Genomic DNA, 17,793 nt, shown 5'->3' on the forward strand with positions numbered 1-17,793 from the left:
AGCTCAGTATACTTACAAGGTTATGAGCATACGAAATCGAGCAGGCACTTGGCAGCCTATGACGCTTGCGATCATTCCCGAATTATGTGGGGTGTGCGGTGAAGGGTTGTCGAGGAATTTTACCTTGTTACGTGGTGGATGGGAGCGCTGTACGCTTTGTGAGCGATTTGTTCACCATAGTTGTTTAGTCAGCGGAAAAGTTTCTTTTTTAAAGAAACGACCTCGGGTATGTCAGTCATGTCAATCAACTTCGACTGGGTCGGCATCCGTTGCGCCTCTTGATCCTCACGCCACCGTTCTCAAATCATGAAGACAGATGCTAGAGTTTCTTCCATGATGGCCCCACGCCAGGGCTATGGCGCGCTGTTCATTCGGTTCATCGTCGCTCCCTTACTGGGTCTATTCAGTGGGTTTCATACGATGGACTTTATTATGGGGGGCATCTACACATGGCCACAAATGAGCCGAGTGTTTGCACTGACTTTAGCGATTGTTATTCTCTCCTATGAGTTTGTGTATAAAGAAAATAGAGGAGAGTCGGGTAATCGCCAAGATGGGTTAAGCCCTCAAGGCCTGAAGGCTACTCTGTACTCCTGTTTACTCCCGTACATGATAGGCGTACTAGTCCTACTGTCACTTGCCATCTTGTCGCAAAGACACGTGTCGTGATCGATAAAACCTCAATGTGCCTGGCATGGCTTGTGTGGATGTTTCGAAATAGGTATTTGCCTGGAGACTTCGTGTTTGCATGAAACACTATAGCCGTTTGAATAACTTTTAATGTTTGATGTGGGTAATTACGCTTGGTTAGTCATGCTGGCTCGACCGAAACTTCTTTAAATTCGCTATAGTTTTGGAAATTTTCTCTTGCTTGAATGAGGAGTGCGATATGAAAAATGTTGATATGAAAGTAGAAGGAAATATGCTGACGATTACCGTCGATCTTTCAAAAGATTTTGGCCCGTCTTCGTCTGGGAAAACGACGATTATTGCCACGACTGAAGGCAATGTCACGATTCCGGGCCGAGAAGAGGAAAAGATCGGTTTGAATATTTATACGAAGAAGTCTTCTTAACGATCCAACGTTCGCGATTATTGAAAGTCCTCTCGTAACGCGCGTCCCGTCCACGACTTCGTCACGCTCATAATGTGCGAGGGAGGTCCTTCGGCCACGATGGTGCCTCCACGGATACCGCCTTCCGGCCCCAAATCAATGATCCAATCCGCATTGCGAATGACATCGAGATTATGTTCAATGATTAATACCGTGTTGCCCGATTCGACCAAGCGGTTGAGCACTTCGAGCAATCGTTGGATATCGGCAAAATGCAGCCCGGTTGTGGGTTCGTCAAGAATATACAGGGTTCTTCCGGTTGCGCGTTTTGAAAGCTCTTTTGAGAGTTTGACTCGTTGGGCTTCACCGCCGGAAAGTGTTGTGGCTGATTGACCGAGCTTGATGTATTGTAATCCGACATCAGCTAACGTTTGTAACTTCGTTCGAATAGATGGGAATGGAGCAAAGAACTCCAGAGCCTCTGCCACAGTCATATCCAGAATATCCGCGATGGTTTTCCCTCTGTACAAAACATTCAGTGTTTCTCGATTGTATCGTTTGCCTTTGCAGGCCTCACATGTCACATAGACGTCCGGCAAAAAATGCATTTCGATCTTAATTAATCCGTCGCCTTGACATGTCTCGCATCGTCCGCCTTTAACGTTAAAGCTGTATCGTCCGGGTTTATACCCGCGAATCCTCGATTCGGGTAAATTGGCAAACAGGTCACGAATGAAACTAAAGAGTCCGGTATACGTTGCTGGATTGGATCGTGGTGTTCTTCCGATCGGGGATTGATCGATATCGATGACCTTGTCCAAGGCTTGGACACCTTTCAGGCTCTTGCAACCGTCAATCTTTGGTTTTTTCTGATAGAGTATTTGTGAAAGAGAATGAAACAACACTTCGATGATCAGGGTACTTTTTCCTGATCCTGACACCCCGGTCACACAGGTCAAGAGTCCGAGCGGGATATTGGCTGTGATCGATTGAAGATTAAATTTATTCGCCCCGACAATACTTATTATTCCCTTCGCGGAACGTTGACGAGTTGGCAGGGATACCTGAAGCGTCTTTTGAAGGTATTTCCCGGTCAGCGATTCGGGGTTTTTCATAATGGCCTTGGGCGATCCTTGCGCGATCAGGTACCCTCCCTCAACTCCAGCTCCTGGTCCTAAGTCTAGCAAATGATCGGCTTCCAACATCGTTTCTGAATCATGTTCGACTACGACGACGGTATTGCCCATATCTCGAAGCCGAAGCAAGGTTTGGAGCAATCGTTGATTGTCGCGTTGATGTAGACCAATGCTCGGTTCGTCGAGAATATAGAGGACCCCAACGAGTCCGGACCCAATTTGTGTGGCCAGTCGAATTCGTTGACCTTCCCCCCCCGAGAGTGATCCAGCTGGTCGATCAAGGGTGAGATATTCCAAGCCTACATTGATAAGAAAGTCTAATCGTTCTCGTATTTCTTTAAGAATCCGTTGTCCAATTAATCGTTCGCGGTCACTTAACGGAAGGATATCGACAAAGTCAGCTGTATCCTGAACAGAGAGTTTGGTCACGTCGGCAATGGACTGGTTGGCAATTTTGATGGCTAAACTTTCCGGTTTGAGTCGAGTTCCTCCGCACGTGAAGCAAGGGTCTCGATGTGAATAATCCTCGTGTTCATGGCACGTTGCAGTCATCGTCACACCAATGCCATCGCAAGCCGGACAGGCCCCGTGTGGGCTGTTAAATGAAAAGATTCGTGGTGTGATCTCTGGGTAGCTGACTCCGCATCGAATGCAGGCTGAATGTTCGCTGTAGAGTGACACTTGGTCGTTGTCGGTGAGGATCCCAACCAGCCCTTCGGCAAGCTTCAGTGCGGATTCGATCGAATCAGCCAGTCGTCGTGAGAATGCGTCATCGGTTTTCATGACTAAGCGATCGACAACAATTTCGATGGTGTGCTTATGTTGCTTTTTTAACTTGATCTCTGTTGAGAGTTCTGTCATCTGCCCGTCAATGCGTGCTCGTATATAGCCGGCTCGTCGGGCGTTAAGCAGTTCTTTGCGGTATTCCCCTTTTCGTCCTCTCACAATCGGGGCGAGGATTTGAAATTTTGTCCCGACAGGAAGAAGTTGAATCGTTTCAACCATTTGTTGTGCGGATTGCGCGGTGATGGGGTCCCCGCATTGATAACAAAATGGCCGACCAATGCGTGCATAGAGAAGTCGAAAGTAATCATAAATTTCCGTCACCGTTCCGACTGTGGAACGGGGGTTACGACTCGTATTTTTCTGTTCAATGGAAATAGCGGGAGAGAGTCCCTCAATGGAATCCACATCGGGCTTTCCCATTTGTTCGAGAAACTGACGGGCATACGCGGAAAGCGATTCGACATAACGACGCTGGCCTTCAGCGTAAATCGTGTCAAAGGCCAGCGATGATTTTCCGGATCCGCTCAGGCCAGTAATGACAACAAATTGATCACGTGGGATTTCGAGGTCAAGATTTTTGAGATTATGCTCGCGAGCACCTTTAATCGTGATGTGTCCACTCATACGTATTCCGGAGTATACCATACGGCCACGAGCACGTTTTGTCAGGCCGTGAGGGCCAGATATGACCCATTATTGACCGGACCTGGAGCGTTAGATACAATCGTTTTTGGAGTGTCTCCCAACGGCAGGGGACCGCTCGTGATCATTCATGCCATGTTTCCTCAACTATTTTCCCGAAATTTAATTTACTATTCTGGGGGCTACTCATGAATCATGGAACTTTCAAGTTTTTTGTTAATGTGCTGATAACCGGTCTCATTCTTCAGGCCTCTTTCGCCTTTGGGGCTCGTTATGAGCTCACCCGTAATAGTGTGCAAGATCCTGAAAGTATCGATGCAGTCGAAGTTTCATTGTACCAAGTGAAATTAGGCGATCCCGAAGCCACAGCTGTTGAACTGTTACTCGAAGAGAAAATTGCCGGGATTCGTGCCGAACAAGAAGGCACGTTCATCTTGCTCTGGGATAAGAGCAAGCCGACCGGAGCCATGGCTGGTGTGCGTATCGTTGACGGGAAAGTCGATTTAATTTTCATGAATGATCGGTTTAGCCATAAAGTTCGAGGAATTTTTCGAACGGTGTTGACGTCGAAAACCGCCCAAGAAATCCGCGAATTGCTGGGAAATGAAGATTTTAAAAACGAGACGTTGATGGGAGCTAAACTGCTCTATGAAGAAAAAGGCTTTCTCGTAAATTTTCTTGATAGTAGCGTCAATGTCGAATTTTGTTTAGGGTGTTCTGATTTGTATAACTCGTTTTAAGGACAGATATTCGTGGTGTCGGCAATAGGGTTTTCTCCCATTCAGGACTTCAAGGTTCCTTCCTAACAGAGGAGTCATTCTTCAGCATTGAACCCCCTCGTGTTTCAGACGGCTAGTGAATTGTGATAGCTACCTCCAATTGGATGACCCTTCCATGAGTGAACGTCTTCTTTCCACTCAGGCTCTCGAAGATGATCAGAGTCTTGAAGGCACGCTACGTCCTCAGCGTTTACGTGATTATATTGGCCAGCCACGTATGAAGGAATCGCTCCGCGTCTGTATCGAAGCCGCCTCTCGACGGGGAGAAGCCCTTGATCATGCGATTTTTTATGGACCGCCAGGACTTGGGAAAACGACAATTTCTCATGTGATTGCCAATGAAATGGGAGGCACCATCCGTTCGACCTCCGGCTTAGTTCTGACACATGCGGGCGATCTTGCAGCCATTTTAGCCAATCTCCAACCGCGAGATGTGCTGTTTATTGATGAAATTCACCGATTGCCTCCTGCTGTCGAAGAGGCACTGTACCCCGCCATGGAAGACTTTCAAATTGATCTGGTCATTGGGCAGGGGCCATCGATGAGGACGATGAAACTCGACCTTCCTCCCTTTACGCTCATTGGCGCGACGACGAGGGCCGGTTCGCTGACTTCTCCGCTTCGTGAACGGTTTGGGTTGGTCTATCGACTCGACTTCTATTCTCCAGAGGAATTGCAATTGATCGTCATACGAACGGCAGGACTTCTTGGTGTAGAGATTAAGCCTGAGGCGGCAGCAGAAATTGCTGGCCGGTCACGGGGTACTCCTCGAATCGCCAATCGGTTGATTAGGCGTGCACGCGACTTTGCTCAAGTGGAGGCTGAAGGGATTCTGACTCAAGAGGTGGCCCGTGACGCCTTGACCTGGTTGGGCATTGATGAAGCGGGTTTCGACGAAATGGATCGAAAAATCCTCTTAACGATTATCAAAAAGTTTAAGGGGGGGCCGGTTGGAGTCGAAGCCATTGCCGCAGCAGTTCAGGAAGAAAAAGTAACCATTGAGGATGTCTATGAACCGTATCTTATTCAATCCGGATACCTTGATCGTACAGCTCGTGGTCGCCAGGTGACGGATCTGACACGCAAGCATTTTGGGGAATCTTCTCCCTTCTTTTTAGATCCCAACTAAAGAGTATTCCAGCCTTCAATCGCCTCATTCATTCTGAATGACGACCCTTCGCATAAGCCAGCTGTTGCTGTTCATCTTTCGGAATATTGAAAGGATTATAGCGAGTCCAATTAATTTCCAATTGAGCAATTTAGGCAGGCAGAGCGAAATTATACATTCCAAGCTTTGGAAGTTATTCAAAACGGCTATAAACTCTCACGCTGGCAATATTGCTTGTATGTCAGAAACAAGCGCAATGGCTTTATGGATCTGTTCACGAGAGCCAAGGAGTACGAGGATATCTCCGGCTTCAAGAACGGTCTCGTTTGAGGGTTTGGACTGGGTGATTCCGTTTCGTGTGAGGGCCACGACGACCGTTCCTGTTTTTCGCTGTATAGCAACTTGTAAGAGTGTATGGCCTAACGCCGGTGAATCTTCCTCGATTCTCCAGGTTTCCACCTCTACATCGGCAAAACCGCCCTTTCGAAAACGATGAGCAAGAGCTGGGAGTTCTGCTCTCCGTAATAGCGCATATCCTTCACGACGAATTTCTTCCGCCTTTTCAAAAATGACAGGCTTAGGAACTTTGTAGCACTGAAGGACCAGTGTGAAGATTTCAATGGATGTTTCAAACTCTTCAGGTATGACTTCATTGGCCCCTAAGTCATGGAGTTCCTCTAATTCTTTCAGGTATCGAGTTCGGACGACAATGTGAATGTGAGTATTCAGTTCACGCGCCAGTTGGACCGTTCGCCGGACACCAAATGGGTCTGAGGTGGCAATCACAATCGCGCGTGCTTGTTCAATTTGAACCTGTTTCAATACGGTTGGATTCGTGGCATCACCATATTGAATGTGAACCCCATGGCTTTTGGCCGCATGAACTAAATCTGCTCCGATGTCGAGGACGAGATACGGAATTTCCATGTCTTGAAGGACGCGCGCCAAATTTCGTCCGTTCAATCCATATCCCGCAATGATGACATGGTCTTTGATTTTTAAGGGGGCTGAAGCCAGAACGCCTGACTCCTTGTGTCCGAACCAATGATGGACTCGTTGAAGGGCTTCCGCACGTCTTGCAAGTTTTGGTGCCCATTGAATGAGAAATGGCGTGATGATCATCGAGAGGACACAGACTGAGAGAAAAATGTTATAGGTTTGTGCCTCAAGGAGATGAGCTTTTCTCCCCTCTTGTGCCAGAATAAATGCAAACTCTCCAACTTGCGCTAGTGCCACGCCGGTCAGAATCCCTGATCGTACTGGAGCCCCTGCGGCGAGAGCCGCACCGGCAGCCGTCAGAAATTTCCCAAGCAGGACGGCAACAACTAACCCCAGAATCAAGGCTGGATGCGAGGCAATGACACGCAGGTCAATCAGCATGCCGATCGAGACAAAAAACAAGCTATTAAAGCTATCTCGAAACGGAAGAACTTCTGCGAGTGCCTGGTGGCTGTATTGAGACTCTGAAATCAATAGTCCGGCTAAAAAGGCTCCTAAGGCGAGTGAGAGACCAGTCAGGGAGGTAAGCCAGGCTGTCCCCAATCCTAAGACGATAATGGTGAGCAGAAACAGTTCTCGGCTTCTGGTCCGTACAATATGCTCTAATAATTTTGGGGTGATGACTCGAGCCGCGACGACGATTAGCGTGACGACCAAAGCAGATTTTATCAAGATAAAAACGATGTCACTCATATTGCCGGCCTGTTCGTCTCCCAGCAGTGGTGTAATCAAAATCATGGGGACCACCGCCAAGTCTTGAAAGAGTAGAATGCCGATCGTTGAACGGCCATGATGGGTATCCATTTCCCCCCGTTCCCCCAATGCTTTAAGAACAATGGCCGTGCTGCTCAATGACAGGAGACCTCCCCAAAAAATTGTTTCTTGCACAGAAAGTCCAATGGCGACTCCTCCAATGGTGACGCACAGTATGACCCCAAATATTTGAACTGGGCCACTGATGAGCAGCACTCGTCGCGAGGCCTTGAGCTGAGCCAATGAGAATTCAATACCAATGGTAAAGAGAAGAAGAATAACTCCAATTTCTGCGAGAACTTTAATCTGCTCACGATCTGATATTAAATTGAGGCCATACGGTCCAACCAAGGTTCCGGCGACCAGGAAGCCTGCAATAGAAGGTAGCCTGAGTTTCTGAAATAAAAATACGACACCGATGGATACGGAGAAAATCGTGAGTACGTCTTGTAGGATGGAATGTTCAGGCATTGATTATTCGCTAATTGACACGCAGCAAAGGAAGATTCAAGCAATCGCTCTACTCATGCGTTTGTCAATTCAATCCATGATGAATGCATGAGCCCACCTCGCATGACCTTCTGAATCATGCGGACGTGAGCTTCGGGAGAAGTTTCTCCTGTGACAACCGTATCGTATTCAGTTGCTAAAGGAAAGGACGGGACGAATGCCTGATTCAAGTCAAAAGCAAAAAGAGTCTGAGGCGCGCTGCAAATGGCGAGTGGATTTCGTGTTATGCCATATCTTGAAATAACCAAGGGGATTCTTTCAGCCGACGGACTTCATATGCGTCGATCGCCTCTTGGCTTTGCAAGGTTAAACCAATAGCATCAAGACCTTTGAGTAGGGAGTCTTTTCGAAATGGGTCAATGGTGAAGGAGTAGCGATCACCATCAGGCAGAATCACCTGCTGTTCAGGGAGGTCCACGGTCACGGAGTATGGCTTATGCATGACTTCTCGATCAAATAGGGATTGGACTTCATGTGCGTTCAGCGTTACAGGTAGGATTCCATTTTGAAAACAGTTGTTGTAGAAAATATCGGCAAAGCTTGGAGCAATGATGCAACGAAAGCCGTAATCCAACAACGCCCAAGGCGCATGTTCTCTGGAAGAACCACAACCAAAGTTTTCACCGGTTAAGAGAATCGTCGCTTTCTGATATCGAGGCTGATTGCTGAAGAACTCAGGGTCGGGAGTCCCGTCTGAAGTTTGTCGCCAATCGGCAAAGAGTCCTTCTTTCAATCCTGTGCGGTGAATCGTTTTGAGATATTGTTTGGGAATGATTTGGTCCGTGTCGACATTTAGTCGATTCAGTGGAGCCAGCAAGCCGGTATGAGTGGTAAAAGGTTCCATATGTGAAACACCCGTCAGGAAAGAAAAAATTTTTGAAAATTGAGCCTCAGATTATGCCCAGTGGCGGATATCCGCAAAGTGCCCTTCAATGGCGGCGACAGCAGCCATGGCTGGAGAGACAAGGTGTGTCCGTGATCCTTTTCCTTGACGGCCTTCAAAGTTTCGATTGCTCGTTGAAGCACAACGTTCGCCGGGTTTCAGCACATCAGCATTCATGGCCAGGCACATACTACAGCCGGCTTCTCGCCATTCAACGCCAGCCTCGAGAAAAATTTTATCGAGCCCTTCAGTTTCAGCTTGTTTTTTGATCAGTCCTGACCCTGGTACGACCATGGCATGAACGCCGGAAGCGACTCGCTTACCGGAAAAATATTTGGCCGCGATCCGGAGATCTTCAATTCTGGAGTTGGTGCATGAACCGATGAACACCCGATCAATTTTAATGTCCTGAATTAGCGTTCCAGGCTTTAAGTCCATGTATGTGAGCGCCTGTTCAGTTGCGTGACGTGTCTTTTCGTCAGGCAAATTTTTGGGGTCTGGAATTTTGCCATCAACACCCGTCACCATCCCTGGATTGGTGCCCCAAGTGACTTGTGGCGCAATATCTTCTCCACGTATTTCAATGACATGATCATACTGCGCATCTGAGTCGGTCGTTAAGCTTTGCCAGTGTTGTTTGGCTTGTTCAAAGAGCGGACCGTAGGGTGACAGGGGTCGGCCTTGAACATAAGAGATCGTGGTCTCATCGGGAGCAACTAGTCCTGCACGTGCTCCACCTTCAATGGACATATTGCAAAGTGTCATTCGACCTTCCATAGAAAATGATCGAATGACAGACCCCGTATACTCAATGACATGGCCTGTGCCGCCTCCAATTCCAATCTTGCCAATAATGGCTAAGATGACATCCTTGGGAGAGCAGAATTTAGAGAGTGATCCTTCTACGCGCACTTCCATGGTCTTAGGCTTTTTTTGCACGAGACATTGAGTGGCTAAGACATGTTCAACTTCAGAGGTGCCGATACCAAAAGCCAAGGCCCCAAATGCGCCATGCGTAGATGTATGGGAATCGCCACAGACAATGGTCATCCCAGGCAGCGTCAATCCTTGTTCAGGTCCGATGACATGTACAATGCCTTGGCGAACATCATTCATGCCGAACAAGGTAATCCCGAATTCTTGGCAATTGTCGGACAACGTTTCAACTTGCTTTGCGCTCATAGGATCGACAATACCGAGGCGACGATCGGTTGTCGGAATATTATGGTCGGGGACGGCTAACGCCGCTGCCGGACGTCGAGGTCGCCGACCGGACATCCTGAGTCCCTCAAAGGCTTGCGGTGATGTCACTTCATGGACGAGATGACGATCAATATACAGCAGGGTTGTTCCATCAGAATCTTCTTGAACAACATGTTGATCCCAAATTTTCTGAAAGAGAGTCTTGGCTGACATGAGCGATCCTAACGCTTAGTTGATTTTGATCTGATTCTAATAACCCAATTTCCATATCTCTGGCAAGTCTATGTACATCGTTCACTCACGATTTTTAGACGTCCGTGGCACTTGAGTCTCTGTTCATACGAGTGTTCAAGGAAAATTTCTATCTTTGTCATAACTTATGAGATTTGCTATATTAGCAGGGACGTCCGAGCTCAGGCGGAATTTCTAGAGTTCTGACAGGGCCTCTTGTTGTGTTCAGAAGCCAAACCCGTTCACCAGTCTAATCCATCCTGGTAACTTGTCCACAGCTCCACACTTCTATTAAAGGGTTGATATTTCGTCAATCGTGATTCTTGCGACTGAAACGTTAATCTTGTTGATTGAGTTGGAGGTCGTGTGTGGAGATGTGAAGAAATAGTGATTTTCTGTTCTATAATGTCCTGATACCAAGCTGGCTAATGCATGGGATCAAAAAGATCGAGCTACTCATCAACATGCAGGGATAGTGTTCATGGCTCAATATACGGCTGAGCGAGTGTGATAAGGAACGTAGTACATGGGATTCATCAGTAATTTTCTCAGTTTATTGTCGAGTGATATGGCGATTGATCTTGGTACGGCCTCAACGCTGATCTACATGAAGAATAAAGGTATCGTGTTGAATGAGCCCTCTGTCGTCACAATTGAAAGCTCCAGTAATAAAATTCTGGCTGTCGGAGAAGAGGCCAAAAAAATGATTGGCCGAACGCCAGGGAATATCGTGGCCATTCGACCAATGAGAGAAGGGGTAATTGCGGATTTTGATATGACTGAGCGCATGCTTCGTTATTTTATTCATAAAGTTCATAAGCGGCATACGCTCGTTCGTCCTCGAATTGTGATTGGCGTCCCTTCGCGTATTACGCAGGTTGAGCAGCGAGCGGTCAAGGAGTCAGCTGAACTGGCAGGAGCACGAGAAGTCTATCTTATTGAGGAACCTGTTGCGGCGGCGATTGGAGCAGGGCTTCCCATTACGGAGCCTTCGGGGAATATGGTGGTGGATATTGGGGGGGGCACGACGGATATTGCAGTGATTTCTTTAGGAGGCATCGTGTACAGCGAATCGGTTCGAGTTGCTGGTGATCAAATCGACGCGGCCATTATCAGTTATTTGAAAAAAGAATATAGCCTCTTGATTGGAGAGCATATGGCAGAACGTATAAAAATGGAAGTGGGTTCTGCTCATCCGTTTCCTGAAAAAAAGCAAATGGCCGTGAAAGGTCGAGACCTGATTTCAGGGATCCCGCGAACCATATTAATTCATGATACTGAGGTACGAGACGCCTTGCAGGATTCGATTGCCACGATCGTTGGTGCCATTCGTCTGGCGCTTGAAAATACGCCACCCGAACTTGCCGGAGATATCATTGATCGCGGGATTGTTTTAACTGGGGGAGGGTCTCTCTTGCAAGGTCTTGATGCTCGGCTTCGTGAAGAAACCGCACTGCCCATTGTCACCGTTGATGATCCGCTCACGTCGGTAGTGTTTGGTGTGGGGAAGATTCTTGATGAACTGGCTCTCCTACGGAGCGTGTCGACCATGTCCTCTGTCCAGCGTTGATGATAGAGAAATGCCATGAGTAAGTCAGGTCTCACGGGCATCGTAAGCTCTGGAGTGCGGCGAGTTTTTTTGGTCATTCTTACCGCTGCGGTCATCCTGATTCTGTTATTGCCTCGGCAAACTCAAGGGATCCTCGATGGCATTAGACATCCTGTTGCGCAATTCCTTGCTGTCCCCATTCAAGGCTTATCCTCATTAGATTTCAGCATTCGAGACGTCTGGAATCGTTACCTCGCCTTACAGGGTGTCTATGAACAAAATCTTCAACTTCAGCAAGAGGTCGATCAATTAAATGCGAAGATCAGTCAACTACGCGAGCAAATGATTGTTTCCGAACAATTGTCAGTCATGTTGGATTTTCAAGAACAGGCGTCAATGGGTACGGTGGCGGCACGCGTGATTGGACGCAATGCCACTAATTGGTACCGCGCCATTATTATTGACAAAGGAAGCGAACATGGGATTTCAAAAGAAATGGGCGTGGTTGCTGCCACCGGAGTCGTCGGGCGGGTGGTAAACGTGAATCCTTCGACGGCCATTGTGCTTCTGTTAACAGATCCCAATATTGCCATCGCGGGAATGATACAGCGCAGTCGTGATGAGGGAATTGTGCAAGGAACGGCGCAAGGATTTGTGCGGATGAAATATTTGCCGCCTCTTTCAACAATTGAAATTGGTGATATGGTGGTCACATCAGGGTTGACGGGAGATTATCCAAGAGGTCTTCCGATTGGTCATGTTCGTCAATTGGAAACGGGTGATGCGGAGTTGTTTCAATCAGCAGAAATCCATCCGATGGTGGATTTCTCCAAACTCGAAGGGGTTCTCGTGGTCACGGCATCGGGCCAATTGACAGATTCGGAACTTCTCCCGATGATTGCGCCCGTACGATAATGTGAGCCTATGTATAGTGTATTCTATTTGACTCTTCTCTTTTTGTTGGTGCCGATTCAAGTCACGGTATTGGGTCGGATCAGTCCATGGGGGGTGGAACCTGATTTGTGTTTAGTCGCCACCTGTCTCGTGGGGTTTCTCTTTGGAAAACGGCGAGGTCTTGGATTAGGTGTGGGGTTAGGGTTTATCCAGGATTTATTTTCAGGCGGCGCGGGAATCGTCAATCTCATTACCAAAGGGCTCGCGGGCTTTCTTTCTGGGATGGTCGCGAAGACTCTTTCTAACACCACAGCGCAAGCCATCTTTCTCCCCACGTTTCTCTTATCGTGTGCAAGCGGGGTCATTTCACTCATATCCGCAAGACCGCATACCGATTGGTTGTTGCTGATCGAGGAGCTTCGAACAATTCTTCTGCCCCAGGGGCTGCTTGATGCGTTACTAGCTTTTGGCGTGTACTGGATGCTGAGTAAGTTGAACTTTGTTGATTCTGGAGTGGAATTCTCCAGTTTTCGATAACAATGGCTCATGGCAGAGTGAGTTCATCACCTTCGAGGGACAAGACCAAGGATTATGCTAGAAAGCGATCAGCAAGCGAGCGAATTAGTTGATATTCAGGGCCGATTGATTCTGATCAAGATCGGGCTACTGTTGCTGATTGCCTTGCTCGGGCTTCGCCTGTGGCAATTGCAAGTTCGTGATGGGCATGAGTATCAGGAAATGGCTAAAGATAATCGGACTCGGTCTATCATGCTAGAGCCGGCTCGAGGACTCTTGTATGATCGTCATGGTCAACTTCTCGCAAATAACGTCCCGAGCTTTAACCTCTACGTCTCTCTTGAAGATGTTAATGATCGAGACGCGCTTGTTGACGAACTCATTGCGCGTTTACATTTCACAGAGAAAGATTTAGTGGACAAGCTCTCTGCGCAAAGGCGAAGTGCGACGGTCAAAATTAAAGGCGGCTTATCACTCAAAGAGGCGGCCATCGTCGAATCGCATCGCCTAACACTTCCCGGAACATTTATTCAACCTGAGTACCTGCGAAAATATCCCATCGGTGGGTATGCTTCGCATGTTATTGGATATGTCGGAGAGATCTCCGAAGCGAAACTGAAGGAGGAGGAATATCAGGGACTTCATCAAGGGAGTATGGTCGGACAATACGGCGTTGAACGGACATATGACCGGGCGCTGAGAGGTGTGTCAGGCCGTGAACTTCTAGAGGTTGATGCGCTTGGCCATAAAAAACAGTCGATTTCTGTCCGTAAACCCAGTGCCGGCGATGATTTTTATCTGACGCTCGATATTCGTCTTCAACGTTTGGCTGAAGATTTATTGGAAGATGAAGCTGGTGCCGTTGTCGCACTTGATCCCCGTACAGGAGGTGTCTTGGTTCTGGCAAGCCGGCCGAGTTTTGACCCGACGGCGTTATCTGGCGGATTACCCTTTGCCGAGTGGAAGTCGCTTCTCAATGATGCGAGACATCCGTTAACGAATCGCGCGATTCAAGGGCAGTATCCTCCTGGGTCAACTTTCAAAATTGTGATGGCCGCGGCAGTGTTAGGGTCGCAAACGGCCCAAGGAACCGATGAGGTTTTTTGTCAGGGCGGTTTTAGGTTTGGTCGACGGACCTATCGAGATTGGAAGCGTGGAGGCCATGGGTCGGTCGAATTGATTGATGCATTAGCCCAATCGTGTGATGTGTATTTTTATAAGTTAGGGAATCGAATGGGTATTGAGACCATTGCCTCATATTCTAAGCAGTTTGGTCTCGGGCAGAAAACAGGAATTGATCTCCCTTCTGAACGCTCAGGACTCGTTCCGACAGGGGAGTGGAAACGAAGAGTGAAAAACGAACCGTGGTATCCTGGTGAAACCATTTCTGTCTCGATTGGACAAGGGTTCATGACTGCCACGCCCTTGCAAATGGCTCAGGTAGTTGCCGCCACCGCCATGAACGGCCGTGTGGTCACCCCTCGGCTCGTTCATGCGATTCGAAAGCGTGGAACCGGGATGATGGAAGAAGTGGTTCTATCGTCAAGCAGGCAATTACCGATACCACCGGCCGTCTTTCAGCAAATTCGTCAGGGATTGGAAGCGGTGGTCACAAAAGGCACGGCCAAACGCTCCCAGTCTTCTTTGGTCTCCATCGCGGGTAAGACTGGGACAGCCCAGGTTGTCGCGTTGCGATCAGGCCCAGAAAAAGATATTCCGAAAGAGTTTCGTGATCATGCATGGTTTGTGGCGTATGCACCGGTGGATGAGCCGACCATTGTGGTGGTGGTCTTAGCCGAGCATATGGGCCATGGTGGTTCCGCGGCAGCCCCTATCGCCAAAGAGTTGATTGAGGCTCATGTGAAATTTACCTCAGGTGGGGAAATGGCATCAGAGGAGCAAATTGAATCTGTAGGACACGAAGACGGGGTAGAGTCGTCTCCTAAACCACTAGAGGAGCGGCCGAGCTTATGATTGATCGTTATAGGCTACGTCGTGGGTTTGATGGATTCGATTGGTGTTTTTTGGGAATTATTCTTGGGATTGTGGCCATAGGAATATTGTCTATTTATAGTGTGACACCGGCCAATCCCTCATCCGGCATTCCCATTTATTTGAAGCAAAGTATGTGGGTGGTGATTGGTTCGTTAGTCTTTGTGGCGACGGCAGGGATTGATTACCATAAGCTTTCTCGGTTTTCCTATATTTTCTATGGGATAGGGTTGATCCTTTTGCTTATCGTTCTGTTTGCCGGGAAAAGTAGCCGCGGGTCGCAGCGTTGGATTCCACTAGGTCCACTTGCTGTTCAACCGTCTGAGTTGGTGAAAATTCCCCTAATCATGGCGTTGGCGACGTATTATGGGGTTAAACACCGAGTCGGGTGGCTTCAGCGTCTAGTCTTTCCCGGCCTAATTGTGTTGCCAGGCTTTCTTTTAATCCTGAAGCAGCCGGATCTCGGAAGTAGTTTGAGTTTTTTGTCGATCTATATTGTCCTGGTCTTAGCTGTTGGGGTGAGGTCGCGAGCCTTTGGTCTGGTCGTTCTGACGGCCTTACTGCTCTTTCCATTTGCTTGGGGAGGTGTATGGGGGTCATTACATGGGTATCAACAGGAACGAATACTGAGTTTTGTCGATCCGAACTATGACCCTGGCGGAAAAGGGTATCATGGGTTACAGTCCAGGATTGCGATTGGTTCTGGCGAGTTACTAGGAAAGGGGCTTTACGGGGGAACCCAGACTCAGTTTAAATTTCTTCCGGAAGGGCATACGGACTTTGTGTTTGCTGTGTTTGCGGAAGAATGGGGTTTCCTAGGGGTGCTGCTCTTATTGACGATGTATGCCGGATTATTTTTGATGGGGTTAGAGATTGCCTCCAAGGCCAGGGATACGCTTGGGGCACTCCTCGCGGTGGGAGTCGTGTGTGTAATTGCCTTTGGATTCCTCGTCAATCTGGCCATGACGGTCGGATTAGCCCCGATTGTCGGTATTCCATTACCCTTGATGAGTTACGGGGGAAGTGCGACGATTATGACTTTGGCCGCGCTTGGACTGCTCTTAAATGTGAAACGTCACCGGTTAACACTGACCTAAGTTGGCAAGACGTGTGAAAACAAGTATGGTGAAAGGGAGGTTGGTGTGAAGGTTCGATGTGATATCTCCCCCGACGATGAGGGGAGAGGAGGTGCTGATGGGTGTTGAGATTGCCATCAATGTGACTCGAGAAGAAACACGAGTGGCCGTGTTGGACAACAAAGTTGTGACTGAGTTGTACGTGGATCGGGCCAAAAAGAAGGACTTTGTGGGGGATATTTATACCGGCAAAGTGGTGAAGGTGCTTCCAGGCATGCAAGCGGCCTTTGTCGATATTGGATTAGATCGTGCCGCGTTTATGCATGTGTCTGATTTGTCAGTCGGCACGGAGCCCGGGGACACGCTGATCGATAGTGAGGAAGATGAAAAAGGGCCTGATATGCCCAGGCCGCGTCGTCAGACGGCTCGTCCGATAGAGCAATTGTTAGAAGAAGGGCAAGAGTTGTTAGTGCAGATTTCTAAAGGCCCCATTGGAACCAAAGGTCCCAGGGTGACGACCTATGTGTCGTTGCCTGGTCGGTTTTTAGTCTTCATGCCAAATGTGGATCACATTGGTGTCTCTCGCCGGATTGCCGATGACGAAGAACGCTCCCGGCTCAAGGAAATCATGAAACGAATCCGAACTCCGGGATTTGGCTATATTGTTCGGACGGTGTGTGAGGGTGTGGCTGAAGAGGATCTTTCGTCAGATGTGAAGTTTTTAAGTGCGCTCTGGGAAGATGTCATCAAAAAGTATGATCGAGAGCCAGCTCCAGCTCTTTTGCATACAGATCTCAGCTTGACGCTTCGAGTGGTTCGCGATCTCTTTACCAAAAAAGTAGATCGCTTACTTATTGATTCAAAGCCAGACTTTGATGAGGTCAAAGACTTTGTGCGGCGGTATCTTCCAGAACAGGCCTCTCGAGTGCACCATTATGATAAAAAAGATGAAGGCCTATTCGATTATCTTGGCATTGAATTGGAAATTGCCCGTGGGTTGAGCCGAAAGGTTTGGCTGAAATCCGGTGGTCATATCGTGATCGACCATACTGAGGCGATGACGGTGGTTGATGTCAATACAGGACGGTTTGTGGGTAAACGAGATCAAGAAGAAACGATTCTCAAAAATAATCTCGAGGCGGCAGGAGAAATTGCTTATCAAATTCGGTTACGGGGAATCGGTGGACTGATCATCATTGATTTTATCGATATGGAGCGAGAGCGAAACCGTGACAAGGTGTATCGGGCGTTTGTGGAAGCCATGGCTTCTGATAAGGCTCAAACACGAATTTCACGTATTTCGGATCTTGGCCTCATTGAGATTTCGCGCGAGAGAGTTCGAGAAGACTTACTTCGCACGCTCTCTGATGTGTGTAATGATTGTGAAGGACGCGGGTACACGAAGTCGGCCATGACGGTTATTTACGACATTTTTCGAGAAATCCGAAGGGTGGGTAGTGCACGAGGTCAGCAACGCCTTGTCATCGGAGCCAATCCACGCGTCGTGGAACTCCTGTTTGATGCTGAGCATGTCGGAATTGAGCAATTAGAACAACAATACCATTGCCAAATTGACATTAAGGCAGATCCACTTCTCAACCTTGAACAATATGACATCATGGTTGTCGGAGGAAGTCTCGACCGTGCAGAGGCGCGAGCGGCCAGTCGATCTGCGTGATGAT

At 48.2% G+C, this 17,793-nt stretch carries 14 protein-coding genes; 10 read left to right on the forward strand and 4 right to left on the reverse strand.

Translation table 11 applies throughout. The features are described 5' to 3' along the window. The first annotated feature begins 333 nt into the window (after positions 1 to 333). Positions 334 to 669 (forward strand): hypothetical protein, encoded by a 336-nt coding sequence (locus tag ACWQXP_RS16355; RefSeq protein ID WP_454063935.1) that lies wholly within the window; start codon positions 334 to 336, stop codon positions 667 to 669. Positions 670 to 889: 220 nt separating this feature from the next. After that, on the forward strand, positions 890 to 1,075 hold the full coding sequence (locus ACWQXP_RS16360) for a hypothetical protein (protein WP_454063936.1): 186 nt from the start codon (positions 890 to 892) through the stop codon (positions 1,073 to 1,075). Positions 1,076 to 1,092: 17 nt separating this feature from the next. Here ACWQXP_RS16360 and uvrA read toward each other — a convergent pair whose 3' ends face one another. Next, on the reverse strand, positions 1,093 to 3,600 hold the full coding sequence (gene uvrA / locus ACWQXP_RS16365; protein WP_454063937.1) for an excinuclease ABC subunit UvrA: 2,508 nt from the start codon (positions 3,598 to 3,600) through the stop codon (positions 1,093 to 1,095). Between the two features lie 206 nt (positions 3,601 to 3,806). Between uvrA and ACWQXP_RS16370 the strand changes: the two genes are divergently transcribed. Further along, positions 3,807 to 4,358 carry a hypothetical protein gene (locus ACWQXP_RS16370; protein WP_454063938.1) on the forward strand — a complete coding sequence of 184 codons (552 nt, stop codon included), beginning with the start codon at positions 3,807 to 3,809 and terminating at the stop codon, positions 4,356 to 4,358. 154 nt (positions 4,359 to 4,512) lie between these two features. After that, complete coding sequence (ruvB, locus tag ACWQXP_RS16375; RefSeq protein WP_454063939.1) at positions 4,513 to 5,526, forward strand: Holliday junction branch migration DNA helicase RuvB; 1,014 nt, start codon at positions 4,513 to 4,515, stop codon at positions 5,524 to 5,526. A 195-nt stretch (positions 5,527 to 5,721) separates the two neighbouring features. On the opposite strand, the gene ACWQXP_RS16380 is transcribed toward ruvB, so the two are convergent. The 3 genes from ACWQXP_RS16380 to leuC all read right to left on the reverse strand — a co-directional run bounded on the left by ACWQXP_RS16380 (position 5,722) and on the right by leuC (position 10,066). Next, a complete protein-coding gene (locus tag ACWQXP_RS16380; RefSeq protein ID WP_454063940.1) occupies positions 5,722 to 7,728 on the reverse strand; it encodes a cation:proton antiporter domain-containing protein in 2,007 nt (668 codons plus the stop codon). A 262-nt stretch (positions 7,729 to 7,990) separates the two neighbouring features. Continuing rightward, on the reverse strand, positions 7,991 to 8,611 hold the full coding sequence (gene leuD, locus ACWQXP_RS16385; protein WP_454063941.1) for a 3-isopropylmalate dehydratase small subunit: 621 nt from the start codon (positions 8,609 to 8,611) through the stop codon (positions 7,991 to 7,993). A 51-nt stretch (positions 8,612 to 8,662) separates the two neighbouring features. Then, entirely contained in the window at positions 8,663 to 10,066 is a 1,404-nt protein-coding gene (gene leuC, locus ACWQXP_RS16390; RefSeq protein WP_454063942.1) for a 3-isopropylmalate dehydratase large subunit, read from the reverse strand. A 544-nt stretch (positions 10,067 to 10,610) separates the two neighbouring features. Between leuC and mreB the strand changes: the two genes are divergently transcribed. The 6 genes from mreB (at position 10,611) to ACWQXP_RS16420 (ending at position 17,789) form a co-directional block, all read left to right on the forward strand. Next, positions 10,611 to 11,654 carry a rod shape-determining protein MreB gene (mreB, locus tag ACWQXP_RS16395; RefSeq protein WP_454063943.1) on the forward strand — a complete coding sequence of 348 codons (1,044 nt, stop codon included), beginning with the start codon at positions 10,611 to 10,613 and terminating at the stop codon, positions 11,652 to 11,654. A gap of 15 nt (positions 11,655 to 11,669) precedes the next feature. After that, positions 11,670 to 12,548, forward strand: a complete 879-nt coding sequence (gene mreC, locus ACWQXP_RS16400; protein ID WP_454063944.1) for a rod shape-determining protein MreC — start codon at positions 11,670 to 11,672, stop codon at positions 12,546 to 12,548. Between the two features lie 9 nt (positions 12,549 to 12,557). After that, on the forward strand, positions 12,558 to 13,064 hold the full coding sequence (locus ACWQXP_RS16405) for a hypothetical protein (protein ID WP_454063945.1): 507 nt from the start codon (positions 12,558 to 12,560) through the stop codon (positions 13,062 to 13,064). A 54-nt stretch (positions 13,065 to 13,118) separates the two neighbouring features. Continuing rightward, positions 13,119 to 15,017, forward strand: coding sequence for a penicillin-binding protein 2 (mrdA, locus tag ACWQXP_RS16410; protein ID WP_454063946.1), 1,899 nt, complete (start codon positions 13,119 to 13,121; stop codon positions 15,015 to 15,017). Next, complete coding sequence (gene rodA / locus ACWQXP_RS16415) at positions 15,014 to 16,132, forward strand: rod shape-determining protein RodA (RefSeq protein ID WP_454063947.1); 1,119 nt, start codon at positions 15,014 to 15,016, stop codon at positions 16,130 to 16,132. The genes mrdA and rodA overlap by 4 nt, the downstream gene beginning before the upstream one ends. A gap of 97 nt (positions 16,133 to 16,229) precedes the next feature. Beyond that, positions 16,230 to 17,789, forward strand: coding sequence for an Rne/Rng family ribonuclease (locus tag ACWQXP_RS16420; RefSeq protein WP_454063948.1), 1,560 nt, complete (start codon positions 16,230 to 16,232; stop codon positions 17,787 to 17,789). Positions 17,790 to 17,793 lie beyond the last annotated feature (4 nt).

Source organism: Candidatus Nitrospira salsa, from assembly GCF_965152625.1.

Coding starts and splice junctions, on each gene's coding strand:
- ACWQXP_RS16355 (WP_454063935.1), top strand. CDS start 334: ATGATGGCCCCACGCCAGGGCTATGGCGCGCTGTTCATTCGGTTCATC.
- ACWQXP_RS16360 (WP_454063936.1), top strand. CDS start 890: ATGAAAAATGTTGATATGAAAGTAGAAGGAAATATGCTGACGATTACC.
- uvrA (WP_454063937.1), bottom strand. CDS start 3,600: ATGAGTGGACACATCACGATTAAAGGTGCTCGCGAGCATAATCTCAAA.
- ACWQXP_RS16370 (WP_454063938.1), top strand. CDS start 3,807: ATGAATCATGGAACTTTCAAGTTTTTTGTTAATGTGCTGATAACCGGT.
- ruvB (WP_454063939.1), top strand. CDS start 4,513: ATGAGTGAACGTCTTCTTTCCACTCAGGCTCTCGAAGATGATCAGAGT.
- ACWQXP_RS16380 (WP_454063940.1), bottom strand. CDS start 7,728: ATGCCTGAACATTCCATCCTACAAGACGTACTCACGATTTTCTCCGTA.
- leuD (WP_454063941.1), bottom strand. CDS start 8,611: ATGGAACCTTTTACCACTCATACCGGCTTGCTGGCTCCACTGAATCGA.
- leuC (WP_454063942.1), bottom strand. CDS start 10,066: ATGTCAGCCAAGACTCTCTTTCAGAAAATTTGGGATCAACATGTTGTT.
- mreB (WP_454063943.1), top strand. CDS start 10,611: ATGGGATTCATCAGTAATTTTCTCAGTTTATTGTCGAGTGATATGGCG.
- mreC (WP_454063944.1), top strand. CDS start 11,670: ATGAGTAAGTCAGGTCTCACGGGCATCGTAAGCTCTGGAGTGCGGCGA.
- ACWQXP_RS16405 (WP_454063945.1), top strand. CDS start 12,558: ATGTATAGTGTATTCTATTTGACTCTTCTCTTTTTGTTGGTGCCGATT.
- mrdA (WP_454063946.1), top strand. CDS start 13,119: ATGCTAGAAAGCGATCAGCAAGCGAGCGAATTAGTTGATATTCAGGGC.
- rodA (WP_454063947.1), top strand. CDS start 15,014: ATGATTGATCGTTATAGGCTACGTCGTGGGTTTGATGGATTCGATTGG.
- ACWQXP_RS16420 (WP_454063948.1), top strand. CDS start 16,230: ATGGGTGTTGAGATTGCCATCAATGTGACTCGAGAAGAAACACGAGTG.